This window comes from Kribbella kalugense (assembly GCF_004365875.1).
Classification (GTDB): Bacteria; Actinomycetota; Actinomycetes; order Propionibacteriales; family Kribbellaceae; genus Kribbella; species Kribbella kalugense.
Genome location: NZ_SODF01000001.1, coordinates 2,838,437 through 2,863,129, shown reverse-complemented (window position 1 = coordinate 2,863,129; position 24,693 = coordinate 2,838,437). Strand labels below are relative to the sequence as shown.

Sequence of the window (24,693 nt, the reverse complement as noted above, 5' to 3'; positions counted from 1 at the left end):
GCTGGTTGCGGCGCCGCCGGTCTGTTTCAGAGCTTCTTCTGGTAGGCCAGGATTCGGGCGATGACCTTGTAGTTGAGTTGTTCGTTGATGCTGATCATGTGGTTGTTGGATTCGGCGTTCCAGGTGTCTACCTGGGTCAGGGCGGGCTCAGCCTCGCGGAGCCAGAGGAGCATGGCGGACTTGACCAGGGCGCCGAGGCGGTGGCCGCGGTGGTCGCGGTCGACTGCGGTGTCGTGCTGTTCGCCGATGTGCGGGCGTTCGCGTTCGACGGCGATGACCGTGTGGCCGGCGAGGGCGCCGGTGGACTTCTCCCGCGCGATCACCCGGTAGACAGTGTGGTCGCTCTTCGACTGCGCCTCTTCGTAGGCTCGCATCCGCCCAGGGCTGAAGACGTCGTCCTCGATGTCCAGGTCGTCCTTCGGAGCGTCGTTGATGGAGGACGTCAACGTGACCATGTCCTCCAGCAGTTCCTCCGGCACCGGCCCGGTGAACTTGGTGAGTTCGTACGACGTGGATGCGGCCACCGCGTCGTCGTACAGCCGCTGCACCACACCCCAGTCCAGCCCGGTCAGGTCCTGCCGCCGGTTCACCTCGACGGCCTTCTGTACGAAGCCGTGCCGCCGAGCGAACGCGTCGCCCTTCGGCAGGTCCAAGCAGCCGTACCCGACGGTGTCCCGACCCATGTCACGGGCGAGCCCCTCGGCGTACTCGACCAACGCGGACCCGATACCGCGGCCACGATGATCCGGATGGACGTCCACGTCGATCCAGATCTGGTTCAGGTTGTCGTACGTGTTGGCACCCACGTCCAGCAACCCCACCGCGGTCCCGTCGGCATCCCGTGCCAGGTAACCGTACGAAGGCACCATGTCCCAGCCGTACCGCAGCATGTTCGCGTACCCGCTCGGGGTCTGCGGCGTCATCTCCGGGCAGTCGACCTTCAGGCCGGCGTTCTTCACGGCAACAGCGTCGGCGCACCCGGCCTCGTCGTCGGGCGACAGTCTTGTGATGTCCACGCCCACAGCGTCCACCGCTGGACCGGTTTACCGCGAGTGGTTTATGAACGGTCGAGAAGTTCCTCGCTGAGCTTCCACAACCGCCGCGCGTTGTCCCGATCGACCGCATACGGCAGTACGCCGTACGTGCCCCGAACCACCGTGACCACGCCGACGTCCGGCTCCTTGCTCGAACGCAGCGGTGCGATGTCGACGTCCTCGCAGTACACGCCGCCAAAGCCGTCGAGTTGCGGGCTGACCGCGCACCACACCTGAGTGGCCGCGCCTTGCTCCGGCGTCTTCAGGCCGCGCGCCGGGTCGATGACCGGCTGGTCGTTCTCGTCCAGGAACCCGCCGTTCCGCAGCGACTCCCGGTCGGTGAACCGGCTCAGGTTCGTGTCCATGATGCTGCCGGGATGGACCGCGAACGCGCGGATCCCGTTCGCCCGCTCGCGTTCGTCGAGCTCGACCGCGAACAGCACGTTCGCCGTCTTCGACTGCCCGTACGCCGACCACGGCGTGTACTCGCGATGCTCGAAGTTCGGGTCGCCGAAATCGACCGCGCTGTACCGGTGCCCGCGTGACGACACTGCGACGACGCGCGCGCCATCGGCCCGGCGCAGCGCGGGCAGCAGTCGCCTGGTCAGCTGGAAGTGTCCGAGGTGGTTGGTCGCGAATTGGGACTCGTACCCGCGGGCGTCGCGGGTCAGCGGGTTCGCCATGATCCCGGCGCTGTTCACCAGGATGTGCAGCGGCCGGCCAGTCGCGAGGAAACGGTCCGCGAAGGCGTCGATGCTCGCGGGATCGAGCAGGTCCAGCTCGTCGACGGCGACCCGGTCGAGATCCGCCAGTTCGGCGGACGCCCGGGCAACGTCGCGGGCCGGCACCAGAACGTCCGCCCCGGCCGATCGCAACGCGCGGACGGTCTCCTTGCCGAGACCGGAGTACCCGCCGGTGACGATCGCGACCTTGCCGCGCAGGTCGATGCCCTCGATGACGTCGTCAGCGGTCGAAGCGGCGGTGAATCCAGAACCCATTGGTGTTTGCATGTCTCCGACACTACGAGCGTGGATCCGGACGGAGAATGCTTGAGAGTGCCGGAAACCTGCGCGATAGTACGGATATGACCGATCCGCTGACGGACACGCTCGCGCTCACCGAGGCGCATTGCCACGTTTCCCGGGGCTTCGTGGCGATCGGGGAGTGGGCGTTGCGGTATCCCGCCTCGCAACGGCTCAAGTTCACCGCCCTCGTCGAGGGCACCTGCTGGATCGCCTTCGACGACCTGGATCACCGGCTCGAGCTGGAGGCGGGCGACGTCGTGCTCTTTGACGGCCGGCACGGGTTCGTCAAGGGCAACTCCGACGACGTACCGATCGAGGACGCGGTCGTCGCATTCGGAGCCACCGACGGCCCGATGGCCCGCTTCGGCAGCGGAATCGACGGCGGTATCGGCGCGAAGGTGGTCAACATCGGCGGCCACATCGCCCTGAACCGAACCGCCGAGGAGTTGCTGATGCGGGCGCTGCCGCCGGTGATCCACCTTCGGTCCACCGACGAGCAGGCCGCGACGTTCCGTTGGCTGCTCCAACGATTGGTGCACGAAGCGTCGACCTCGCAGCCGGGCGGGAGCCTGGCCGCCGACGACCTTTCCCGGCTGCTGTTCGTCGAGGCGATGCGTGCCTGTCTGACCGAGGCCGATGCGCTTCCGGTCGGTTGGCTGCGGGCGATCGCCGATGAGCGGATCGCGCCCGCCCTTCGGCTGATGCACGACCAGCCGGGTCGGGCCTGGCGGCTCGAGGAGCTCGCCCAGGCCGCCGCGATGTCACGGACGACGTTCGCGGAACGGTTCCGCTCGGTGGCCGGCGTACCGCCGTTGACCTACTTGCTCAACTGGCGGATGCGACTGGCCGAGCGAGCGCTGCGCGACGACGACCAACCTCTGTCCGCCCTCGCGCATTCGCTCGGCTACACGTCCGACAGCGCGTTCAGCAACGCCTTCAAACGCGTCAACGGAGTCGCCCCACGCCGCTTCCGCGAGGCCGCTCGGGCGACGCGCACTGTTCCGGATGCAGCTGCTATGGCTTAGGCATTCCGTACGCGCGGTCGACGGTCATCGAGAACATCAGCCGCCTGTCCTGGACCATCACCTCGCGGTACTCGTCCCAGTCCGGGTGCTCGCCCGACCCGCGCCGGTAGTAGTCGACCAGATCCTCGACCACCGCGTCGTGCGGGTCGGCGGCGACCGGGCTGAGTTCGGCCTTGCCTTCGAGGACGACGTACGAGCGTCCCCGCGGACCGTCGACGTACAGGCTGGCGCGCGGGTCGCGGCGGAGGTTCTTGGTCTTGGCGCGGTCGTCGGTGAGCGAGACGCGGATCCGGGTGCCGTCGAACACGTACGTGACGTTGGACAGCTGGGGCCGGCCGTCGCGCTTGATGGTGACCAGTACGCCGAGACCGTGCGTGCCGATCCGGTCGAGGAGGGTTTCCGTCATACCGCGAAGCTTAAAATTTCAAGTGCCCTTGAACGCAAGTCACCCCAGGAATCCGCGGACCGCAGCCAGCCAACGCTCCGGCGCGCGGCTGTGGATCCGGTGCCCGGCCTCGATCGTCATGACCGTTGCGGCCGGCAGTTGGTCCGCGACCAGTTCGAACCGCGTCTGGTCCAGATGACTCTTCGGCCCGCCCGCCAGCAACAGCGTCGGCGCCTCCACTGTGGCCATCCCGGCCCACCACTCTGGCTGCGGCCGTCGAAGGTCCGCGATGACGTCGCGCAGCAACACCGGATCGCAGCGGCGTCGGCTCAACCAACCAGCGACCAGCAACGCCAACGCCGGCATCGATCGGACCGTCGGTTCACCGTCTCGAGTGTCCCGCGGTGGCACCGGCAGCTCTTCGAGTACCAGCCGCTCGACCCGATCCGGGACTGCGACCGCAACCGCGCTCGCCACGAACGCGCCGAGCGAGTTCCCGACGAACGTCACCCGGTCCAACCCGTCCAGCTCACCCAGCACCTGATCCCGGAAGTCTTCGAGCAAATACGGGCGGCGTCGCGGAGCTGCGCCATGTCCCAACAACGTCGGGCAGTGCACCCGATACCCGAGCTCCTCGAACTCAGGTACGAAGCGCTTCCACGTCGCCGGCCCGCTCGTACCAGCGTGCAAACACACCAGATCCTTCACCAACGCTCCTCTCAAACACTCACCAGCAGGACGCCACCGACCATGGTGGCCAGCCCGATGACCCGGGACCGGTTGAGTCGCTCGTGCAGTACGACGACTCCTAGCAGCACACCGACGACGACGTTCAGCGAGCGACCGATCGCTACGGTGCCGACCGATGCGACCGACAACGCGACCAAGACAAGTCCGTAGCTGGCCGGCATCAGCACTGCGATCGGCAAGGCCTGTCGCCAGTTCTGTAGAGCCTTGCGCCGATCACTTACGACGGCCGACAGCACGACGACCTGAGCCACATTCGCCACCGCGAGGTACGTCAGCAGGTCGACGTGCAACGAACTGACGGCGAACCCGTCCCAGAGCGTGTACGCCGCTGTGCACGTGGCGACCGCCAGTCCGAGTACGACGCCGCGAGCCGGTCTACGCGAGTGCGGGCGCTCCATCAGCAGGACGCCGACAAGCACCAAGGCAGCCCCAGCAAACACGCGAGTGCCCATCGTTGCCACCGCCACCAATGCCGGAGCGGTGCCGCGGCTCACCGAGTAGACAGTCGAGAACTCCCCGAACGAGTAGGCCTTCTGCAGAGTCACGGCGTACGTCGTGTGCAGCAGCATGCTGACCAGTCCGGCCCACCAGACCGTTGTGAGCGATCCGCGGACGAGCAGAACGACCGAGATCGGCAGCGTCAGCAGTCCGCACAGCCAGACGAACGCCGGACCACCCAGACCGCCTCGCTTCAGCAGCAGGTTCCACGCCGCGTGACAACCGGCGGAGGCCGTCAGCAAGCCAAGAGCGATCACGTAGACAGTGTCTACAGGATGTCGATAGACGCTGTCTACCCGGACCTGTGGATCCGCTGAAGAAGGACCGCAGATCCTGGTCTGCCGGGCGTCGACTGGAAACCATCGGGACATGACCGAGATCAGCGAACGGGCCGTGGTGCGGCGCCTGAACGATCGGTTCGGATTCGGGCCGGCACCTGGCGACCTGGAAGCCGGCGTCGACGCGACCGTCCGGCGCCTGCTCGGTCCGCTGACGGACGCGGCGGCTGCTGCGCTGTCCCCGCCGACCGGCCTTGAGCCGCCGACCGCGGCGAAGAAGCAGGACAAGGATGCGAAGAAGGCCGCGAACAAACAGCGGGCCGCGCAGGAGCGCAAGCTGACGCTGTGGTGGCTGGACCGGATGGTGGTCAGCCGGACCGCCGGCGAGCGGCTGACCTGGTTCTGGCACGGCCATTTCGCGACCAGCAACCAGAAGGTCCGCAACGCGGCCTGGATGCTGGCGCAGAACCAGACCCAGCGCCGGCTCGCACTCGGCCGGTTCGGCGATCTGGCCCAGGCGATGATTGTCGACAGTGCGACGATCCGATGGTTGGACGGTCAGAAGAACCGCAAGGGGTCGCCGAACGAGAACCTGGCCCGCGAGTTCATGGAGCTGTTCACCCTCGGCATCGGCCACTACCAGGAGGCCGACGTCGCCCAGGCTGCTCGTTGCCTCACCGGTTGGGTGCTGCGCAAGGACGTCGCGACCTTTCAACGGAAGCGGTTCGACTCCGGCACCAAGACCGTGCTCGGCAAGACCGGCGACTTCGACGCGAAGGGTTTCGCGAATCTCACCCTCGCGCAGCCCGCGTCCGCCGGGTTCGTGATCGGCCGGCTGTGGTTCCGGCTGGTGTCGGCGACGCCGCCCGATGCGGCCACGGTCGCTCGGCTGAGTGCGGCGTACGGCGTGAATCGTGATGTCAGGTCGTTGCTGATGGCAATGGTTGGCGAGGCGGCGTTCAAGGATCCGGAGTCGAGTCTGGTGAAGCAGCCGGTGGAGTGGGCGGTCGGATTGCTGCGGGCGCTGCGACTCCGGCCGTCGAAGCTGGAGGAGAAGGAGCAGACCAAGCTGCTCGCCGGGCTGCGCGGCATGGGCCAGTTGCCGTACCGCCCGCCGAGCGTCGGCGGTTGGCCGGCCGGTGCGAGCTGGCTGACGACGTCGGCCGGAGTGACCCGGCTGCAGCTCGCGCAACAACTGGCGAAGAAGGCCGAGCTGTCAGCCGTCAAGAACGAAGAGGACGTCGCGGCGCTGCTCGGAGTCGACGGCTGGTCCGAACGGACCAAGACCGCGTTGGCCGGCCTGAAGGATCCTGCGCAGCTGGTCGCGGTCGCCGCCTGTTCCCCCGAATACGTCGTGAGCGGATGAGTGGAGGACCCATGGACAACGTGACGAGACGGCGGTTCCTGGCACTCAGTGGGGTGACCGCGGCCGGTGCCCTGGCGGCCGGTGCGACGCAGGTGAACTGGTCGGACCTGATGGCCGCGGCTGTCGACGATCCGCTGCCGAGCGACCAGTCGGTGCTTGTCGTCATCACCTTGTACGGCGGGAACGACGGACTCAACACAGTCGTCCCGGCGGCCGATCCGGCGTACCAGAAGGCGCGGCCGGACCTGGCGTACCACGAGAACGAGGTGCTCGACCTCGGCGAAGGGCTTGGGTTGAACCCGGGGATGAAGGGCCTGAAGGGGTTGTGGGACGACAAGCGGCTCGCGATCGTGCGCGGGGTCGGCTACCCGGACCCCGATCGCAGCCACTTCCGGTCGATGGCGATCTGGCAGACGGCGTCGCCGAAGTCGCCGATCCCAACCGGCTGGCTCGGACGCTGGCTCGACGCGACCGGCGCCGATCCGCTGCGAGCGGTCTCTGTCGAGCCGACACTTCCGCCGTTGCTGGCGGGCGAGACCACCGCCGCGGCGTCGTTGCCGTTGCGCGGGTTGTCGTTGCCGGGCGGTGCATTGGGTACGGCGTACGCCGCGCTGGGCAAGCCGAGTCCGGGGGAGGGACATTGGCAGGCGCGCGCGGCCAAGTCCGTCCTGGATCTGCAGAACGCGACGCAGGTGCTGGGCAAGGCGGTCAAGAGCGGGCACGAGCAGGAGGACGATGACGACGAGGAGCGCACCAAGGGCGCGTCCGCCGGCGGTGCGTCCCAGCTCGGCGCGCAGCTCGAACTGATCGCGGGGCTGATCGAGGCCGGCGTACCAACCCGGGCGTACTCCGCATCGCTCGGCGGATTCGATACCCATGCAGATGAACGCGGTACGCAGGAACGGCTACTGACCGAACTGGACGGCGCGCTGACACCGTTCGTACAGCGGCTGCAGAAGACGGACCGCGGAAAGAACGCGGTCGTGCTGGTGTACTCCGAGTTCGGCCGCCGCGTCCAGGCGAACGGCAGCGACGGCACCGACCACGGCACCGCCGGCCCGGTCTTCGTCCTCGGCGAGAAGGTCTCGGGCGGATTCTTCGGCCAGCAACCGAGCCTGACGGACTTGTCGAACGGCGACCTGAAAGCCGGCACCGACTTCCGCGACGTCTACGCCACCGTCCTCCACCAAGTCCTGGGCGCCGACCCGGCCCAAATCCTCGCCGGCCACCAAACGACCATCGACGGCCTCCTCCGGGCCTGAGGTTGCCCCTTCACCTGGAGGGTTGCCCACTGAAAATCTGAGTGGGCAACCCTCCAACTCAGGGGATGCCCACTCAGGTGGAGGGTTTGCCGGTCGGGGGTGGTGGCGGGAGGTGGAGGTGGAAGGCAGCGCCGGGTTTGCCGTCTTGCCGGTCGCCGACAGTCAGGTTGCCGCCGTGGGCTTGGGCTAGGCCTCGGGCGATGGCCAGGCCTAGGCCGGCGCCTTTGCTGTGGGGGCCGTGGACCAGGCGGGCGAAGATGCGTTCGCGGGCAGGCGGCGGTACGCCGGGACCGTCGTCCTCGACCAGGACCTCGGTGAAGGCGACGTCGGGCAGTCCGTGGTCGCCGGCGGTCGGCTGTGCGGGCAGCTCCCGGCTCGCGATGGTGATCCGGACGGAGTGGGCGCCGGCTTGGCGGGCGTTGTCGACGAGGTTGGCGAGGACCTGGGTGAGGCGTTCGGGGTCGGCCGCGACGGTCGCGGAGCCGTGTACTTCGACGTTCAGCTCGGGAGCGACCAACCGGAGCCGCGCGGCCTGAGCGTCCGCGAGGTCGCGGAGGTCGACGGGCACGAGCTGCAACTGCAGGCCGGCGTCGATGCGACTCAACTCCAGCAGGTCGGCAACCAGCGTCCCGGCCCGGTGCGACTCCCGGACCAGCAACAGCTCAAGCTCCTCACGCCGCTCAGCCGAAGCCTGAGGCCCTAGCTGGATAAGAGTTTCGGCAGCTGTTTGCAGGCCAGCGACAGGCGTGCGCAGCTCATGCGCCGCGTCCGCGACGAACTCCCGCATCCGATCCTCCGACCGCCGTGCGACATCCTCGGCTTCCCGGGCGATCCCCTCCGAGCGGCGGGCGGATTCCTCGGCGCCTTCCAGGGCGTCGAGCATTTCGTCGAAGGCGGCTGCTGTGCGCCCGAGTTCGGTGTCTGCTCGCTCGGGTTGCAACCGTTCGCCCCGACGACCAGCGGCGATCGATCGGGCCAGTCCAGTCATCGCATCCAGCGGCGCCAGCGCGAAGCGCATCCCGATCACCAAAGCGAGCGCCGTAATCAAGATCGCCGCAGCACCCGAGATCAACAACACCGTGCGCAGCCGTGAGCTCGCGGTCGCCAGCAGACCGGTGTCGGCGGACAGCAGCAACGTCGCGCCCTTCGTCTGCTGTCCAGCCTGCAGAGTCGCCTTCACCTGACGAACAGTCCCGCCGGGATCGATCGGAGGTGCTCCCAACTGCCGCCCGTTCCGCAAGGTCAGCGTGACCCGGACCCCGTCGGCGTCAACCCGGCGTACCAAGTTGCTAGGGGCAACATTCTGCCGCGCGAGCTGCTGGGCCAGCTGAGCGCGCCCGGTCAGCAGCGAGTCGAGACTGCGCTCGGCCTGAGCGTCGAACACCGCCTTTACCGTCAGCCCGGTGATCGGCAGCACGACCAGCAGTACGGCGATCGCCGTCAACGTCACCCGGACCCGCAGCGACGCGGTACGCAGTCCACTCATGGGCGCAGCACGTATCCGGAACCGCGGACCGTGTGCAGCAGCCGCGGTCCGTGTGCCTCCAGCTTCCGCCGGAGCCCGCTGACGTGGACCTCGACCAGGTTGTCCGCGTAGTCGTCGTACCCCCAGATCGCGGTCAGCAACTGCGTCTTGCCGACCACCTTCCCGTCCCGCCCGGCGAGGAACGCGAGCAGCTTGAACTCGGTCGCGGTCAACTCGATCGCCGTCCCGCCCCGGCGGACCGCGCGCGCCTCGACGTCGACCTCGAGATCGCCGACCGCGAGGACGGTCCGCAGCCGGCCCATCCGCCGTAGTACTGCTTCTACTCGCGCGATCAGCTCGGCCAGCACGAACGGCTTCACCACGTAATCGTCCGCACCGGTCCGCAGCCCGTGCAGCCGATCCTCGACGGCGTCGCGCGCGGTCAGCAGGATGACCCCGGCGTTCGACGTCTCCCGCGCGACCGTCAGCAGGTCGAACCCGTCCCGGCCGGGCAGCATCACGTCGAGCAACACCAGATCCGGCCGGTACTCCGCCAGCTCCCGCTCGAAGCCGTCCCCGTCAGGCCGGGTCCGCACCGTGTGCCCGGCCTCGGTCAGCGCGATGCCGACGGCGGTCCGGATCGGCTCCGCGTCCTCCACCACGAGCACTCGCGCCGTCATCCGGCCATCCTCGCACCGCCCACCGGTCGCTCTCCGGCGACCGGACGGAATCTTCAGCACATCCTCAGCGAGGATCCCGTCACTCTCCGTCTCGGCCGTCGAGACCCCCGGTTCGACGGCCCGGGGGAGTTGTGCATAGACTCACAGGCATCATGCGGCACCAGCTTCTCCTCCTTCGCTGCCGCGGCGAGGCCTGACAAGGCCGGTTCCTCGCCGCGGAGTTTCGTCGTACGCCGGTCGTCCAGCGACCCTGTGCAGTAGACGTCTTCCGAGGAGAACCCCCGTGGCACCGAAGAATCAGCCCAAGCCCGTCCAGCAGCCGTCCGGTATGCCGACCCACCGCTACCGCGCGTTCCCGCCGATCGAGCTGCCCGACCGCACCTGGCCGGCCAAGTCCGTCGATCACACCCCGCGCTGGCTGTCCACCGACCTCCGCGACGGCAACCAGGCGCTGGTCGAGCCGATGTCGCCGGCCCGCAAGCGGCGGATGTTCGACCTGCTGGTGAGCATGGGCTACAAGGAGATCGAGGTCGGTTTCCCGAGCGCCAGCCAGTACGACTTCGACTTCGTCCGCAGCCTGATCGAGGGCGACGCGATCCCGGACGACGTGACGATCTCGGTGCTGACCCAGGCGCGCGAGGAGCTGATCGAGCGGACCGTGCAGTCGCTGCAGGGCTCGCCGAAGGCCACCATCCACCTCTACAACGCGACCGCGCCGCTGTTCCGCCGGGTCGTCTTCAACGTGGACAAGGCCGAGTGCCTGAACATCGCGGTCCGCGGCACCGAGACGGTGATGAAGTACGCCGACGACATGCTGGGCGACTGCGAGTTCGGCTACCAGTACAGCCCGGAGATCTTCACCGGCACGGAGCTGGAGTTCGCGCTCGAGGTCTGCGAAGCGGTCAGCGACCAGTGGCAGCCGAGCGAGGGCCGCGAAATCATCCTGAACCTGCCGGCCACGGTCGAGATGTGTACGCCGAACGTGTACGCCGACCAGATCGAGTGGTTCGGCCGGCACCTGACCCGGCGCGAGCACAGCGCGATCAGCTTGCACCCGCACAACGACCGCGGTACGGCGGTGGCCGCGACCGAGCTGGCGCTGATGGCAGGGGCCGATCGGGTCGAGGGCTGCCTGTTCGGCCACGGTGAGCGGACCGGCAACGTCGACCTGGTCACGCTGGGGATGAACCTGTTCAGCCAGGGCATCGACCCGCAGATCGACTTCTCCGACATCGACGAGATCCGCCGTACGGTCGAGTACTGCACGCAGATGCGCGTACCCGAGCGGCAGCCGTACTCCGGTGACCTGGTCTACACCGCTTTCTCCGGGTCGCACCAGGACGCGATCAAGAAGGGCCTGGAGGCGCTGGACAAGCAGGCCGCGGCCGAGGGCAAGCCGGTCTCCGAGATCACCTGGGAGGCGCCGTACCTGCCGATCGACCCGAAGGACGTCGGTCGCAGCTACGAAGCCGTCATCCGGGTCAACTCGCAGTCCGGCAAGGGCGGCGTCGCGTACATGATGAAGTCGGAGCACCGGCTCGACCTGCCGCGCCGGCTGCAGATCGAGTTCAGCCGGGTGATCCAGCAGCATACCGACAACGAGGGCGGCGAGGTCGGCCCACAGCAGATGTGGGACATCTTCGCGGCCGAGTACCTTGCCCCGGGCAAGCTGTCGCTGCTGAGCGTGAACTCGACCTCCGGTGAGGGCCAGGGCGACCAGCTCCGCGTTCAGGTCTATTCCAATGGCGTGCCGCACGAACTGGTTGGTGAAGGCAACGGTCCGGTGTCGGCGTTCGTCGATGCGATCAAGCCGCTGAAGTACGACGTACGGGTGCTGGACTACCACGAGCACGCGCTTTCCGCCGGCGGCGACGCGCTCGCCGCGGCGTACGTCGAGTGCGAGGTCGGCGACGACGTCTTCTGGGGTGTCGGCCGGGACGCCAACATTCTCACAGCCTCGTTGAAGGCTGTCGTGTCCGCTGTCAACCGCGCCACTCGCTAACAGCAGCCGAATCTTTACCCTGAATTGCCCGTCTCCGTGTCGGAGGCGGGCAATTCCTGTACACGCCGATACGGTGACGTCACGGTCCGCAACGTTGTCTCACCGTTGTCTCAACGTTGCCTCAAGACGTTGACTCGATGACTGGGGTTGCGCACACTGTCGTCACTATGCGCAGATCCTTGCAAGACAGTGTTACTAAATCGCGTTGTTGAGGATCTGCGACACCGACTTTCCCTGGTAGTCGCGTGGAGGTGAGCAGTGAGCGGTGCGGTCGAGACACCCGCGTCGGAGCTGATCGAAGGGCCGGTTGTCGAACCGAGACCCTCGGCTGCCCGTCGCTTCTTCAACGCCTGGCTGGTGCGAAGACTCTTCAAGGCAGTCTTGACCATCTTCATCGTCACCACCGGGACGTTCTTCCTGGTGCGGCTGCTGCCGGGTAACCCGGTCGACACCTACATCCAGACCCAGATCGCGCAGACCGGCATCTCGTACGAGGCGGCCGCGGCGCAGGCGAAGAACCTGTTCTCGCTGGATCCGAACGCCCCGCTGATCTCGCAGTACGGCACGTACATGCTGAACCTGCTGCACGGCGACTTCGGCAACTCGGCGCTGTCACCGGGCACGACCGTTGCCTCGGTCATCAAGACCTACCTGCCGTGGACGCTGTTCTCGGTCGGCGTGGCCACGGTGTTCAGCTTCATCATCGGCATCGCCGCGGGCATGCTGATGGCGTACCGGCGCGAAACCTGGGTCGACCATCTGCTCACCTCGATCGGCGCGCTGCTGCACGCGATCCCGAACTACATCCTGGCGATCCTGATCGTCGTCTTCCTCGGGGTGAAACTGCAATGGTTCAACCTCACCGAGGCGCGCGGATCGTACACACCGGGCGTGCACCCGTCGTTCAGCCTGGCCTTCCTGAACGACATCTTCTACCACGCGATGCTGCCGATCCTCGCCTACACACTGACCACGGTCGGCTCCTGGGCGCTGGTGATGAAGTCGTCGACGGTGGAGACGCTCGGTGAGGACTACGTGACGGTGGCGCGAGCCCGCGGCCTGTCCGACTCCAGGATCAGGAACGGGTACGTCGGACGTAACGCCGTACTGCCCCTGTTCAGCCAGCTCGCGGTGTCGCTCGGATTCGTCGTCGGCGGCTCGATCTTCGTGGAGAAGATCTTCGGCTACCAGGGCATCGGGTTCAGCCTGTTCAACGCGGTCAACGGCCGCGACTACGCCGTACTGCAGGGGATCTTCCTGGTCGTCACGGTCTCCGTGGTGGCCGCCAACCTGCTCGCCGACATTCTCTACAGCCGGCTGGATCCGCGGATCCGGGTCCAGGGCAAGGGGTGACGAGATGACCGAGGCAACTATCCCCGTCACCGCGATCGGCACCACCGGCGTATCCCGGTTCGCCGGCATCCTCAACTCGCTGCGGCGCAGCCCGGCCGGCTTCATCGGCTTCGTCATCGTCGCCCTGCTGATCTTGATCAGCGCGATCGGACCGTTCTTCACGCCCGACGTGGCGCCGAACGTCAAGGAGATCCTGCTCCCGGCCGGGACGTCCGGCCACCTGCTCGGCACCGACAACGAGGGCAAGGACGTCCTGATCCAGATGATCAGCGGCGGCCGGACGGTGATCTTCGTCGGCTTCGTCGCCGCGGCGATCTCCACCGCGCTGGCGATCGTGCTCGGCTCGCTGGCCGCCTACCTCGGCGGCTGGGTCGACTCGGTGGTCGTCACGCTGGCCGACGTCTTCCTGACGGTTCCGCAGATCGTCCTGCTGGCGGTCCTGGGCGCGTTCTTCAAGCTCGACTCGCCCGTCCTGCTCGCCCTGCTGGTCGGCGGCCTGTCCTGGCCGGTGCTGACCCGGGCCGTCCGGGCCCAGGTGTTCTCGCTGAAGGAACGCGAGTTCGTCGAAGCCGCGCGACTGCTGGATCTCGGTACGCCGCGAGTGGTGTTCGTCGAGATCCTGCCGAACATGGCCAGCTTCATCCTGATGAACTTCATGATCGGCGTGACGAACGCGATCTACCAGCTGGTCGGCCTCTACCTGCTCGGCCTGGCGCCGCTGACCGGGTCGAACTGGGGCATCATGCTCAACCGCGCCTGGATCGCCGGAGCGATCTTCAACGACAACAGTCTGGCCTGGATCCTCAGCCCGATTGTCGCGATCATCCTGCTGCTGCTCGGATTGGTGATGATGACTCGATCCCTCGAAGAGATCCTCAACCCGCGCCTCCGGGACCGGTGAGCACGGTGACGACTACTTCGGGAACACCCCGCGCTGTGCGCGGAGGACAGGGCAAACCACTGCTGTCGGTCCGCGACTTCAAGGTCGAGTACCGCACCGGTGCGGGCGCCACCGTGCAGGCGGTCCGCGGCGTCGACCTCGATCTCTACCCGGGCGAGAGCCTTGCCCTGGTCGGGGAGAGCGGCTGCGGCAAGACGACGTTCGGGCTCGGCCTGCTCCGGCTGCTGCCGCGGCTGGGTCACGCCAGCGGCAAGGTGATGTTCAACCGCGGCGACGGCACCGAGATCGACGTACTCGGCCTGGACGGCCGCGACCTGCGGCACTTCCGCTGGCGGGACGCGGCGATGGTGTTCCAGGGCGCGATGAACGCGTTCAACCCGGTGCTGAAGATCCGCGCGCACATGCACGACACGATGCGTGCGCACACCAAGGCGACCCGCCAGGAGATCGAGGAACGCGCCGGCGAGCTGCTTCGGCTGGTGCGGCTCGAGCCCGAGCGGGTGATGGACTGCTACCCGCACGAGCTCTCCGGCGGTATGCGGCAGCGCGTGCTGATCGCGATGAGCCTGCTGCTCGATCCCGAAGTACTGATCCTGGACGAGCCGACCACCGCGCTCGACATCCTCACCCAGCGGTCGATCGTCGACGTACTGCACGAGGTGCGCGAGCGGCTTGGGTTCTCGATGATCTTCATCTCCCACGACCTGTCGCTGGCCGCTGAGCTCGCCGACCGCGTCGCCACCATGTACGCCGGACGTCTCGTCGAGACCGGTGGGGTCCGGGACCTGTTCTACCGGCCCCGGCACCCGTACACGCTCGGCCTGATCAAGGCCGTGCCGCCGATCGTCGGCGACCTGCCGGACCTCGAGTCGATCCCGGGTGGACCGCCGAGCCTGGCCGCGCTGCCGAAGGGCTGCACGTTCAGTCCGCGGTGCAAGTTCGTCACCGACGAGTGCAAAGAGGCCGAGCCGCCGCTGATCCCGATCACCGACGAGGAGGGCAGCGCCCACGACGTGGCCTGCATCCACTCCAAGGACGTCCACCTCGACCGCAGCGTGCCGAACGAGAAGCTGGGGACCGCATCATGAGCGCACTCGAGGAAGCCCCAGTGGCCGAGACCCGTACGCCGTTGATGACGCTGGACGGTGTCAGCCAGGTGTTCGACACCAAGGCCGGGCCGATTCGGGCGGTCGACGGGATCAACCTGTCGGTCAACCCCGGTGAGGTGCTCTGCCTGGTCGGCGAGAGCGGCTCCGGCAAGACCACCGCCGCCCGGATGGCGGCCGGCCTGGCCCGGCCGACGAGTGGCCGGGTCGCGTTCGACGGCACCGACATCTGGTCGATGAAGCGGAACGACTTCGGCGCGTTCCGGCGCAGCGTCCAGTACGTCCACCAGGACCCGTACGCCTCGCTGAACCCGACCCGGACGATCCAGCAGACGATCACCGCTCCGCTGCTCAAGCACGGTGTGGTCAAGGGCTCGAAGGCGGCCGCCGAGAAGGCGGTCGAGCTGCTCACCAAGGTCGACCTGACCCCGGCGGAGAACTTCCTGCCGAAGTACCCGCACCAGCTGTCCGGTGGTCAGCGCCAGCGGGTCGCGGTCGCCCGCGCGCTCACGCTCGATCCGAAGCTGATCATCGCGGACGAGTCGACCTCGATGCTGGACGTGTCGATCCGGATCAGCGTGCTGGCGATGCTCGGCCGGCTGCGCGACGACCTCGGCGTCGGCTTCCTGTTCATCACCCACGACCTGGCGATCGCGAAGTACTTCGGCTGGAACGGCAAGACCGCGGTCATGTACCTGGGCCGGATCGTCGAGTTCGGCCCGACGCCGAAGATCATCAACGCGCCGACGCATCCCTACACCCGGGCGCTGATCGACGCGATCCCCGAACCGGATCCCGACCTGACCAAGACGAAGGGCCGCGAAACGCTGCGCAGCCTGGAGATTCCGAGCCTGGCCCACCTGCCGGGCGGGTGCTCGTTCCACCCACGCTGCCCGCAGTTCGAGGACGGCCTCTGCGACGGCGTGGTCCCCGAGCTGGTCGAAGTACGGTCCGGTCAGTCGGCGGCCTGCCACGTGGTCGCCCGCGACGGCGCCGGGGAGGTCCGGCCTGATGAACCGGTGGCCTGATGGGTCCTCAGATCGGCCGGATGGCGCTCGGCTGGGCGGCGTTCCTGGTGCTGGCCAGCGGAGCACTTCTGCTCACGCTGTCGCCGGGCACCCCGGAGTTCGTCGTCACCTTGTTCACCTTGTGTTTGGGCCTGCTACTGGGCCTGGTGGTCGTCGTCGGGGTCGTCTGGACCCGGCGCCGGGAAAAACGCGAGGGCGGCAATTAATCGAACCAGTAGTGCCTGGCCGCACACAGCTGTGCGGTCAGATCAGAAAGGACGAAGGATGAGTCCCACCGGCACCAACGATTCCGGCTCCAACCTTCCGGGGGAGAACCCCCGGACGAACGCGATCTCGCGCCGGCACGTGCTCCAGCTGTTCGGCATCGCCGGTGTCGGCGTGGCCGGCATCGGCTCCCTCGAGGCGTGCTCGCCGAGTAGCCCGAACAGCAGCTCCGACAGCAGCAAGTCGGCCAACAAGGAGTTCCACGGCGCGTACCCGTACCAGCTGCCGCCCAAGGGTCACTTCAACCTGGCAGCCGGTGTCACCGACGGCATCCAGCAGCAGAGCCCGTACCTCGACCTCGTCTACCCCAGCGGCGGCCTGTACTACTGGGCCGACAAGAAGTGGGAATGGATGATGGCCGAGTCCGGCACGCTGGACGAGGCGACCAAGACGTACACGATGAAGCTGCGTTCCGGGCTGACCTGGAGCGACGGCAAGCCGGTCACGGCCAAGGACGTCGTGTCGACGTTCAACCTGCACTGGCTGATGCGCCAGCAGTCGTGGACGTTCCTGTCCGACGTCACGGCCAAGGACGACACCACGGTGACCTTCACCATCGGTACGCCGTCCACCGTGCTGGAGCGCTACATCCTCCGCGCGCCGATCATGCCCGACTCGGTGTACGGCGAATGGGCCACCAAGGCCGAGACGATGCGCAAGGCCAAGACCAGCCTGGACAGCGCCGAGGGCAAGCAGCTGAACGGCGACTTCCAGAAGTTCCGTCCGGAGAACCCGGTCGTGTCCGGGCCGTTCAACTTCGACGCGAAGAACATGACCAACGCGCAGATGACGCTGGTCAAGAACGACAAGGGCCTGTTCGCCGACAAGATCGGCTTCAGCAAGGTTCTGCTGTACAACGGTGAGACCTCCGACGTCACGCCGGTCGTACTGAACAAGGACGTCGACTACGCGACCCACGGATTCGCGGTGGCTACCGAGAAGACGCTGGAGTCGAGCGGCTTCCGGATCCTCCGGCCGCCGGTGTACTCCGGTCCGGCGCTGGTGTTCAACTTCACCGCGCACCCGGAGCTGTCCGACCCGAAGGTGCGGCAGGCCATCGCGTACGTCCTCGACCGCAACGAGAACGGCACCGTCGCGCTCGGCGACTCCGGCAAGCCCTGCAAGTTCATGGCCGGCTTCTCCGACATCTCCGTACCGGACTGGATCTCCGACGCGGACCAGAAGAAGCTGAACGCGTACGAGAAGGACCTCGACAAGGCCGCCCAGCTGCTGCAGTCGGCGGGCTGGAAGAAGTCCGGCAGCAAGTGGATGCTGCCGAGCGGCAAGCCGGCCGCGTACGACATCAAGTTCCCGACCGAGTTCGCCGACTGGAACCCGGCCGCCACCAACGCGGCCGACCAGCTGAACAAGTTCGGGTTCAACATCACCAAGCGGGGCATCACGTTCACCCAGCTCAACCCCGACGTACTGGCCGGCAAGTTCGACTTCGCCATCCAGACCTGGGGCGCCTCGAACCACCCGCACCCGTACTTCGCGTTCGTCCAGAACCTCTACACGTTCAACTACGTGATCGCGGCGAACTCCGGCGGCAAGGGAATGAACTTCCCGCTCAAGCAGACCACCTCGGCGGGTCCGATCGACCTGCAGTCCGTGGTGGACAAGTCGGCCCAGGGCCTGGACCTGAACGCGCAGAAGGCGAACGTCACCGCTGCCGCGATGGCCTTCAACGAACTGCTGCCGATCATCCCGCTCTGGGAGCGGTACGGTAACAACCCGGCGCTGGAGGGCACCCGGGTGGCGAAGTTCCCGGCCGACGACGACCCGATCCTGAAGAACGCGCCGTACGCGGACAACTTCGTGATCATGTACATGTACCAGGGCAAGGTCGCGCCGGTTTAACAGTAGATATCGACTGGCCTTTTGACCTGATTGTCTGATTGGGTCGGCCGGGTGATCTTGGTTCGCGAGATCGACCCGGCCGACCTGGCCCTGTTCGACGAGTGGTACGACGCCTTCCGGGCCGGTGCGGTAGCCGGCCGGGAGGCCGCCCTGGTGGTCGGCCGCGAGGCGCTCGGCTACTCGCTGCGCAACCCCAGTCCGCTGAAGCAGCGGATCGCCGTCGGCGCGTTCGAAGACGACCGGGTGCTCGGTGGGATGCTGTTCGAGTACCGGCTGACCGACAACCTGGACACGGTCGAGGCCGAGATCGACGTACCCCTGGCGCATCGGCGACGGGGGATCGGTACGGCGCTGTGGCAGTGGGCGGTCACGCGGTCGGCCCAGCTCGGGCGGACGATCGTCCAGACCGAGCTCGGCGTACCGTCTGAGCCATGGCCGGGGGCTGCCTTCGCGGAACGGCTCGGATTCGGTGTGGAGCATGTCGAGGAGCACCTCGTCGTACCGCTGCCGTACGACGACCTGCGGCTCGAGGAGCTGCAGTCGGGAGTGGGGCGGCTCGACGGCTATCAGCTGATCTCGTGGGCTGGAGTGTGCCCGCCGGAGCATCAGCAGGCGTACGCCGACCTGCACACGGCGATGGATCTGGACGTGCCGACCGGTGGCATGACGCGCGAGGTCGTGCCGTGGACGGTCGACAAGCTGGAGGCCAGCGAGGCGCGGATCGACCGGAACTACCTCGCGCTGGTGACGATGGCGCACACGGATGCGGGCGAGCCGGCCGGGTACACGCTGCTCTACCTGCCGCGGGCCGACGCCGAGCACGCGCAGCAGGACGACACGCTGGTACTGCGTGAGCACCGCGGTCATCACCTCGGCACGCACCTGAAACTGGCGAACCTCGAGCAGCTGGCGAAACACCGTACGACGCAACGCTTCCTGCACACCTGGACCGCGCTGTCGAACGCCCCGATGCGCAAGGTCAACGCCCGCTTCGGCTTCCGTGCCGTCGAAGAGCACCGCGAACTCGAACTGCGCCTGCCGCACCTACGCCCCGCCGCCCGTGCGGTGATCGTGGATGAGGAAGAGCGCATCCTGCTCGTCCGGTTCGAGTTCGCCGACGGCCCGCTGTGGGCGACCCCTGGCGGCGGTCTCGAAGCCGGCGAGACCCTGATCGAAGGGCTCCGCCGCGAACTCGTCGAAGAGGTGGGCCTCGAAGGCTTCCCCGACCCCCAACACGTCTGGCACCAGGAAGTAGTTGCCGACGGCCACGCTGAAGGTTTCGACGGCGTCATCAACGACTACTTCCTGATCCGCACCCCCCACTTCACCCCGGCCGGCGCCATGACCCCTACCGAACTCCGAGCCGAGAACCTCCACGCCATCCAGTGGTGGACCCTCTCAGAGTTGGAGTCCCACGAAGGCCGCTTCGCGCCCCGCAATCTACCGACCTTGATCCGAGAGTTGCTGGAGTCCGGACCGCCGAGTACCCCGACCCAGCTGGGATTGTGAGAGGGCTGTGCGAAGTCTGTGAGAACAGGGGATCTCGGCAACGAAGCGGCTTAACTTCGTGGAGTGAGCACTCGACATTGTGGTGACTGGTTCGTTCCGGTTCGGTGTAGCGGGGATATCGCTACGTTGCAGACAGGGCGGCTGCCGGATGGGCGGCGGGTTGGGATCGCGTTCAGCACGCTGGCCGGCCTGCGGGCGGCGTCCGGTGCGCAGGAGTGGATGCGGATGACGGAGGACGGTCTGCACGACCTCCTCGAACCGCTTGGTATCGAGCGGATCCAGCTGGACCCGACGCTGGTCGCCGTACCGGTCAGAGGCGCCGTAGCCAGCTGAGGTGGCCTTCGTCCATCACAGCATGGCCGTCGGCGCTGTCGGCGACGGTGGGGTCGTGGGTGGCGATCACGACGGCGGCGCCGCGACGGGCCTCTTCGTGGAGTAGGTCGAGGACGCGTTCGCGGTTGTTGCCGTCGAGTTCGCTGGTGGACTCGTCGGCGAGGATCACCCGTCCTTGCTGGGCGATCCCGCGCGCCACCGCGACGCGTTGCTGTTCGCCACCGGACAGCTCCTCGACCAGGTGGTCGCCGCTCTCCTCGAGCCCGACGCCCGCGAGCGCCTGCTCGATCGTCCGCTCCACGTCCTCGCTCGGCTTTCGCTCGGCCAGCAAGGGGATCGACAGGTTCTCCCGAGCGGTCAGCACTCGCGCGAGACCATTGCCCTGCGGGATCAGTACGACGCCGTGCGCGGCCGCCGCCGGCCGGCCGGTGATCACCAACCCGTCGATCTCGACCTGTCCCTTGGCCAGCGGCACCGCACCAGCGATTGCCCAGAGCAACGAGCTCTTCCCGGCGCCGGACGGTCCGCTGACCGCGAGCATGAACCCGGGTGGGACCGTGAACGACACGTCCGACACCGCGGTCAGGTCGCCGTACCGCACTGTCACCTGGCTGACGTTGATCACTGGTTCCCCTCCTGCTTCACGGGAGTGAGCCGGATGTCGCCGTTGTCGGTGGTGACCTGGACGAGGGTCCCGGCCGGCAGCAGTTCGGCGACATGTGGTGGTAGTGGCAACGATCCGTCCACCGCCACCACGGCGTACTCCTCACCGGACCGGCCCTCGGAAGCGATCCGGCCGTCTCGGATCGTGACTGTCCGGGGCAGGGTCGCGGCGACCTCCGGGTCGTGGGTGACCAGGAGCACGGTCATCCCGGTCTCGGCGTTGACCGTGCGGATCGCGGCGAGGACCTCGTCGCGGGCATGGTGGTCCAGCTGGCTGGTCGGTTCGTCGGCCAGCAGCAGGCCGGGCAACGTGGCGATGCCGACGGCAACAGCGCAGAGTTGCACCTGACCGGGCGTCAGCTGCGCGAGTGGACTCTGCGCATGGTTGCCCAGGCCAACGAGTTCGAGGATCGACTCCGGGGCGGGGAGATCGCGGTCGCGTGGTGCGGCGAGCTGGGCGTACCGGATGTTGTCGACCGGGTTCAGGTACGGGATGAGGTTGCGTCCGGCACCTTGCAGGACGATGCCGACGTCACCGGACCGCATCCGGTCCAGCTCGGTGTCGGTCATCGCGGCGACGTTGTGCTCGCCGACCTGCAGTCGTCCCGCGCTCGGGGTGAGCAGACCACCACACAGCTGGAGTAGCGTCGACTTCCCGGCACCGGACGGCCCCAGCAGTCCGACCAGCTCACCGGGCCGCACGGTGATGCCGATACCGGACAGCGCGGCGACGTCATGGCCGTGAGCACGGTAGATGTGCACGAGTCCCGTCGTACTGATGGCAAGGCCGCTCATGTGAGTTCCTCCCGGATTCGGCCGTACGTCGAGCGTCTGTTGACCCGGCTGCCGAGCAACAGCGTCGCGGCCGCGAGGATCGCCGTACCTCCGACCCAGAGGATGAGTGCGACCGGCCAGCTCGTACCGAGGTCGAGCGGCACCGACCCGCCGCTGGTGGCGAACAGCGGTATCAACGGCAGCGCGACGTGCGCACCGATCAGCCCACAGACGGTCCCGAGCAGGACGGCCAGTGCGACCGGAGCAGTCTGCTCCCAGCGTGCGGCTCGCCCAGTGGCGCTGTCCGGTACGCCGGTGATCTTGAGACTCGCGTAGTCCTGGGCCCGCGAGCGCCAGGACGTCACCACGGTCAGCAGCAGTACGACGATCGCGAGCACCCAGGCCGCGATCCCGACCACCGGCGTCAGCTGCAACGCCAGCGCGCTCGCCGACCGTCCGTACGCCGCGATCCGGTCGTCCCGTTGATCCACGAGCTCGGCGCTGTACCCGGCCTTGGCGAGCTTGGCCGTGATCGTGCCGACGTTCGCCAGTCCGTCCTTGTTCAGCCAGAGCTCGAAGTCGGTCCCGTCTTCGTCGACCGTGCCGGCCATCCGTCGTACCGTCTCGATATCGACCACGGCGGTGCGATCGCCGTACCGGTTCACGGGTCCACGGAGCCGGTCGATCCTCGCGAGCGCCATCGGGACGCCGTCGATCGCCGGGCTGGTGGTGCCGTTGTCGACATAGTGGAACTCCGGGGTGACGAGCGCCGGCACCACCGTCGGAACCGTTGCGTACTGCACGAACTCGTCGAGGCCGAAGCTCTTCACCGCGAGCGTCAGCGCGCCGCCCGGCTTGGACGCAACCGAGCTCTGGTCGGACTCGAGCCGGGGGAGCGGCTGCCAGGCCTCCGGTTCGCCGAGCGCGATGGTCGGATGGTCGTCGCTGGAGATCTTGCTGATCACCAGGTCGCCTTGCAGACCGGCCGGGTCGAGCGGCTCGCGACCGATGCCGAGACGCAACAGGTCACAGCCGCCCAGGCAGTCCACTGCTGCTCGCAGCTCGACGGGTTTGGTCGCCGGGAGCTTCAACGGCGGGAAGGAGACCAGGTAGCGGGAGCCGTCACGGTGGCTGACCACGTTGGCCCGCAGTACGACGGATTTCGGCGTACCGGAGTCGATCGGGCCGTTCGCGTCGTTGCTGACCAGCGTCTTGATTCCCTCGGCCGAGACCGTAGCGGTGAGCTGCGAGCTGCGGAACTCGATCGGCGCCGGGGTGCTCGGCGCCTTCAGCGTCTGCCAGCCCTGCGCGTCGGTCAGCTGATCACCGCGGAACGCGTTGCGGCGGAAGCTGTCCGGCTCGATCATCTCTGTCTGCAGTGTGTCTGGGGAGCCGGGCCGGGAGATCACCACGGGAGTCAGCCAGTGCCGGTCCGGATCGATCTGGTTGGCCGTGTTCAGGAAGTCTCCGAGGTACAGGGCGTTCATCCGGAGTACGCCCTCGGCGCCGGTCTCGTAGCCGGACCTGGACTCGCGGTTGGCGGCGGCGACCGACGATGCCTGACCCGCGAACGTGAGCAGCGCGGCCGCGACCGCGACGGCGGCGACGATCCGGGTCACGGCTGGGCGGCGGGAGATCTGCAGGGCACCGAGCGCGAGACCCAGCCGGCCGCGGCGTAGTGCCTGCCGGCTGATCAGACCGGCCGTCGGCAGCAGCAGATGCGCGAACGTCAGGCCGACCGCGAGCGCGAGTAGGGCGGGCGTGAGAACGGGCAGCGGGCCACGACCGTCGCCGGTCAGCGCCGCGATCAGTCCGGCGACGGCGAACACGATGATGCACAGGTCCGCGACGCCGATCGATCGGCCGCGCCGCAGCGGGACCACGCGCCGGAGCAGGCTCGAGATCGGCTGCCGGACAGCGCCTCGGACTTGGAGTACGACCACGATGAGTGCGAGTACGACGGCCACCGCGAGCGCAGCCGGGACCGTCCACGGCAGCTCGATCGGCGCACCGTGCCGCAACCAGGTCGCACGGACAAGCAGCAGCAACCCGAATCCCGCCGGCCCGCCCAGCAACGTCCCGATCAGTACCGGCAGACCCAGCTCGATGCACAACGAGCGTTGGGTACGCCGAGCTGACGAACCACGCAACCGGGCCAGCGCGATCTCCGGCCGGCGCTGGTCGACCACGGCAGCCAGGGCCAGCGCCAGTACGACGATTGCAAACAATCCGACCTGGACCATCACCAGCGGGATGATCGTGGTCGCCTGCTTCCGCTCCGCCTGGATCTGGTCGACCAGATCGTCCAGCGAGGTGGTGGTCTGCGCGGGTACGCCGAGCTCGCTGGCGTTCCCGTTGACCGTTCGGGACGCATCCTGGAGCCGCGACAGGTCGTCGAGGCGGGCGACTCCAGCGAGCGGGCGGGTGTCGGAGGTTACCCGCTGCTCCCAGTCGCCACCGGCGAACGTCGTACTGTCGGTGAAGAACTCGTTGGAGCCGCCGGGGTCCTTGTCGGTCGGCTTGTGCGTGTGCCCGTTCGGGTAGTCGCCGAACCAGTAGTCGCCACGCGGCTCCTTCGGCTGGTAGAAGCCGACGATAGTCAGTCGACCGGCGGCCTTACCGGTGCTGGTCGGCGTACCGGTCAGTGGTGTGCCGATGCGGAACGACCAGGCGTCCTTGTCGACGGCGGAGGCGATCACCTCGTTCGCGGCCGTCGGGCAGCGTCCCTCGGTCACGGTGAGTTGAGCGCAGTACCCGTCGCGCCAACGCACCCGGGCGAGCGGAGCGTCACCCGGAGCGACCGGGCTTCCCCAGCTGATGTCGCTGTAGAGACCGTGGACGGGCGGGGTGAACAGCGGCTTCAGATCGGCGGGCAGCAGCTTGTCGAGTTGCGCCGGCTCGAGGTTCACCTTGTCGTTGCCGACGTACCGCTGCGAGCTCTGCGACGCGATCAGCCAGGACGCGGGCAGGCGTTGCCCGTCGAGCGTCTCGGTCATCACGGTCTGCTCGACCGCGCGCGCGAACCACGGCGCGAAGACCGCGCAGGTGCCGATCAGCAGGCTGATCCCGGTCAGCACCAGCGCCAGCGCCCAGCGGTACCGCAGCGCCTGTCGTAGAAACATGCCACCCCCA

The 24,693-nt window shown here is 67.7% G+C and carries 22 protein-coding genes; 12 read left to right on the top strand and 10 right to left on the bottom strand.

Annotated features, from left to right (window positions below):
- Positions 1-26: 26 nt before the first annotated feature.
- Together EV650_RS13375 and EV650_RS13370 are read right to left on the bottom strand one after the other, a co-directional pair.
- Positions 27-1,016 carry a GNAT family N-acetyltransferase gene (locus EV650_RS13375; protein ID WP_238174184.1) on the bottom strand — a complete coding sequence of 330 codons (990 nt, stop codon included), beginning with the start codon at positions 1,014-1,016 and terminating at the stop codon, positions 27-29.
- Positions 1,017-1,057: 41 nt separating this feature from the next.
- Positions 1,058-2,044, bottom strand: a complete 987-nt coding sequence (locus tag EV650_RS13370; RefSeq protein ID WP_134118796.1) for an oxidoreductase — start codon at positions 2,042-2,044, stop codon at positions 1,058-1,060.
- Between the two features lie 74 nt (positions 2,045-2,118).
- Between EV650_RS13370 and EV650_RS13365 the strand changes: the two genes are divergently transcribed.
- On the top strand, positions 2,119-3,084 hold the full coding sequence (locus EV650_RS13365; protein ID WP_134118794.1) for an AraC family transcriptional regulator: 966 nt from the start codon (positions 2,119-2,121) through the stop codon (positions 3,082-3,084).
- Here EV650_RS13365 and EV650_RS13360 read toward each other — a convergent pair.
- The 3 genes from EV650_RS13360 to EV650_RS13350 are packed head-to-tail and all read right to left on the bottom strand — an operon-like array spanning position 3,074 to position 4,974.
- Positions 3,074-3,490 (bottom strand): PPOX class F420-dependent oxidoreductase, encoded by a 417-nt coding sequence (locus EV650_RS13360; RefSeq protein ID WP_134118792.1) that lies wholly within the window; start codon positions 3,488-3,490, stop codon positions 3,074-3,076. The genes EV650_RS13365 and EV650_RS13360 overlap by 11 nt on opposite strands.
- Before the next feature lie 39 nt (positions 3,491-3,529).
- Complete coding sequence (locus EV650_RS13355; RefSeq protein ID WP_166678104.1) at positions 3,530-4,177, bottom strand: alpha/beta fold hydrolase; 648 nt, start codon at positions 4,175-4,177, stop codon at positions 3,530-3,532.
- A gap of 11 nt (positions 4,178-4,188) precedes the next feature.
- Positions 4,189-4,974, bottom strand: a complete 786-nt coding sequence (locus EV650_RS13350) for an EamA family transporter (protein WP_202874494.1) — start codon at positions 4,972-4,974, stop codon at positions 4,189-4,191.
- A gap of 112 nt (positions 4,975-5,086) precedes the next feature.
- Here EV650_RS13350 and EV650_RS13345 point away from each other — a divergent pair, with 112 nt between their 5' ends.
- Together EV650_RS13345 and EV650_RS13340 are read left to right on the top strand one after the other, a co-directional pair.
- Positions 5,087-6,361 (top strand): DUF1800 domain-containing protein, encoded by a 1,275-nt coding sequence (locus tag EV650_RS13345; protein WP_134118786.1) that lies wholly within the window; start codon positions 5,087-5,089, stop codon positions 6,359-6,361.
- Positions 6,362-6,372: 11 nt separating this feature from the next.
- Positions 6,373-7,623: a DUF1501 domain-containing protein gene (locus EV650_RS13340; protein WP_134118784.1), complete on the top strand. Its 1,251-nt coding sequence runs from the start codon at positions 6,373-6,375 to the stop codon at positions 7,621-7,623.
- A gap of 73 nt (positions 7,624-7,696) precedes the next feature.
- Here the strand turns inward: EV650_RS13340 and EV650_RS13335 are convergent, their stop codons facing one another.
- Complete coding sequence (locus tag EV650_RS13335; protein WP_238174183.1) at positions 7,697-9,109, bottom strand: HAMP domain-containing sensor histidine kinase; 1,413 nt, start codon at positions 9,107-9,109, stop codon at positions 7,697-7,699.
- A complete protein-coding gene (locus EV650_RS13330) occupies positions 9,106-9,768 on the bottom strand; it encodes a response regulator transcription factor (RefSeq protein WP_134118782.1) in 663 nt (220 codons plus the stop codon). The genes EV650_RS13335 and EV650_RS13330 overlap by 4 nt, the downstream gene beginning before the upstream one ends.
- Positions 9,769-10,096: 328 nt before the next feature.
- Between EV650_RS13330 and leuA the strand changes: the two genes are divergently transcribed.
- The 9 genes from leuA (at position 10,097) to EV650_RS13285 (ending at position 20,124) form a co-directional block, all read left to right on the top strand.
- Positions 10,097-11,770 carry a 2-isopropylmalate synthase gene (gene leuA, locus EV650_RS13325; protein ID WP_202874699.1) on the top strand — a complete coding sequence of 558 codons (1,674 nt, stop codon included), beginning with the start codon at positions 10,097-10,099 and terminating at the stop codon, positions 11,768-11,770.
- A 258-nt stretch (positions 11,771-12,028) separates the two neighbouring features.
- Entirely contained in the window at positions 12,029-13,123 is a 1,095-nt protein-coding gene (locus tag EV650_RS13320; RefSeq protein ID WP_238174182.1) for an ABC transporter permease, read from the top strand.
- Between the two features lie 4 nt (positions 13,124-13,127).
- Entirely contained in the window at positions 13,128-14,024 is an 897-nt protein-coding gene (locus EV650_RS13315; protein WP_134118778.1) for an ABC transporter permease, read from the top strand.
- Positions 14,025-14,029: 5 nt separating this feature from the next.
- Positions 14,030-15,112 carry an ABC transporter ATP-binding protein gene (locus tag EV650_RS13310; RefSeq protein WP_238174181.1) on the top strand — a complete coding sequence of 361 codons (1,083 nt, stop codon included), beginning with the start codon at positions 14,030-14,032 and terminating at the stop codon, positions 15,110-15,112.
- Entirely contained in the window at positions 15,109-16,158 is a 1,050-nt protein-coding gene (locus tag EV650_RS13305) for an ABC transporter ATP-binding protein (RefSeq protein ID WP_134118776.1), read from the top strand. The genes EV650_RS13310 and EV650_RS13305 overlap by 4 nt, the downstream gene beginning before the upstream one ends.
- Positions 16,158-16,364, top strand: coding sequence for a hypothetical protein (locus tag EV650_RS13300; RefSeq protein WP_134118774.1), 207 nt, complete (start codon positions 16,158-16,160; stop codon positions 16,362-16,364). Before EV650_RS13305 ends, EV650_RS13300 begins: the two co-directional genes overlap by 1 nt.
- Before the next feature lie 58 nt (positions 16,365-16,422).
- Complete coding sequence (locus tag EV650_RS13295; protein WP_134118772.1) at positions 16,423-18,282, top strand: ABC transporter substrate-binding protein; 1,860 nt, start codon at positions 16,423-16,425, stop codon at positions 18,280-18,282.
- Between the two features lie 51 nt (positions 18,283-18,333).
- The gene (locus tag EV650_RS13290; protein WP_134118770.1) at positions 18,334-19,791 is read left to right on the top strand and encodes a GNAT family N-acetyltransferase; all 1,458 of its coding nucleotides are present in this window, start codon (positions 18,334-18,336) and stop codon (positions 19,789-19,791) included.
- A gap of 126 nt (positions 19,792-19,917) precedes the next feature.
- Positions 19,918-20,124, top strand: coding sequence for an SAV_915 family protein (locus EV650_RS13285; protein WP_134118768.1), 207 nt, complete (start codon positions 19,918-19,920; stop codon positions 20,122-20,124).
- Here the strand turns inward: EV650_RS13285 and EV650_RS13280 are convergent.
- Genes EV650_RS13280 through EV650_RS13270 form a run of 3 tightly spaced genes read right to left on the bottom strand, consistent with a single transcriptional unit; the run spans position 20,102 to position 24,683 of the window.
- Complete coding sequence (locus tag EV650_RS13280) at positions 20,102-20,749, bottom strand: ABC transporter ATP-binding protein (protein ID WP_134118766.1); 648 nt, start codon at positions 20,747-20,749, stop codon at positions 20,102-20,104. The genes EV650_RS13285 and EV650_RS13280 overlap by 23 nt on opposite strands.
- Positions 20,746-21,582 (bottom strand): ABC transporter ATP-binding protein, encoded by an 837-nt coding sequence (locus tag EV650_RS13275; RefSeq protein WP_134118764.1) that lies wholly within the window; start codon positions 21,580-21,582, stop codon positions 20,746-20,748. Before EV650_RS13275 ends, EV650_RS13280 begins: the two co-directional genes overlap by 4 nt.
- Positions 21,579-24,683, bottom strand: a complete 3,105-nt coding sequence (locus EV650_RS13270) for an FtsX-like permease family protein (RefSeq protein WP_134118762.1) — start codon at positions 24,681-24,683, stop codon at positions 21,579-21,581. Before EV650_RS13270 ends, EV650_RS13275 begins: the two co-directional genes overlap by 4 nt.
- Between the last annotated feature and the right edge of the window lie 10 nt (positions 24,684-24,693).

Bases quoted from the DNA above. Each gene is read 5' to 3' on its own strand.
- EV650_RS13305 (WP_134118776.1), top strand. From the start codon at position 15,109: ATGAGCGCACTCGAGGAAGCCCCAGTGGCCGAGACCCGTACGCCGTTG.
- EV650_RS13300 (WP_134118774.1), top strand. From the start codon at position 16,158: ATGGGTCCTCAGATCGGCCGGATGGCGCTCGGCTGGGCGGCGTTCCTG.
- EV650_RS13315 (WP_134118778.1), top strand. From the start codon at position 13,128: ATGACCGAGGCAACTATCCCCGTCACCGCGATCGGCACCACCGGCGTA.
- EV650_RS13340 (WP_134118784.1), top strand. From the start codon at position 6,373: ATGGACAACGTGACGAGACGGCGGTTCCTGGCACTCAGTGGGGTGACC.
- leuA (WP_202874699.1), top strand. From the start codon at position 10,097: ATGCCGACCCACCGCTACCGCGCGTTCCCGCCGATCGAGCTGCCCGAC.
- EV650_RS13365 (WP_134118794.1), top strand. From the start codon at position 2,119: ATGACCGATCCGCTGACGGACACGCTCGCGCTCACCGAGGCGCATTGC.
- EV650_RS13345 (WP_134118786.1), top strand. From the start codon at position 5,087: ATGACCGAGATCAGCGAACGGGCCGTGGTGCGGCGCCTGAACGATCGG.
- EV650_RS13330 (WP_134118782.1), bottom strand. From the start codon at position 9,768: ATGACGGCGCGAGTGCTCGTGGTGGAGGACGCGGAGCCGATCCGGACC.
- EV650_RS13370 (WP_134118796.1), bottom strand. From the start codon at position 2,044: ATGCAAACACCAATGGGTTCTGGATTCACCGCCGCTTCGACCGCTGAC.
- EV650_RS13335 (WP_238174183.1), bottom strand. From the start codon at position 9,109: ATGAGTGGACTGCGTACCGCGTCGCTGCGGGTCCGGGTGACGTTGACG.
- EV650_RS13295 (WP_134118772.1), top strand. From the start codon at position 16,423: ATGAGTCCCACCGGCACCAACGATTCCGGCTCCAACCTTCCGGGGGAG.
- EV650_RS13275 (WP_134118764.1), bottom strand. From the start codon at position 21,582: ATGAGCGGCCTTGCCATCAGTACGACGGGACTCGTGCACATCTACCGT.
- EV650_RS13270 (WP_134118762.1), bottom strand. From the start codon at position 24,683: ATGTTTCTACGACAGGCGCTGCGGTACCGCTGGGCGCTGGCGCTGGTG.
- EV650_RS13360 (WP_134118792.1), bottom strand. From the start codon at position 3,490: ATGACGGAAACCCTCCTCGACCGGATCGGCACGCACGGTCTCGGCGTA.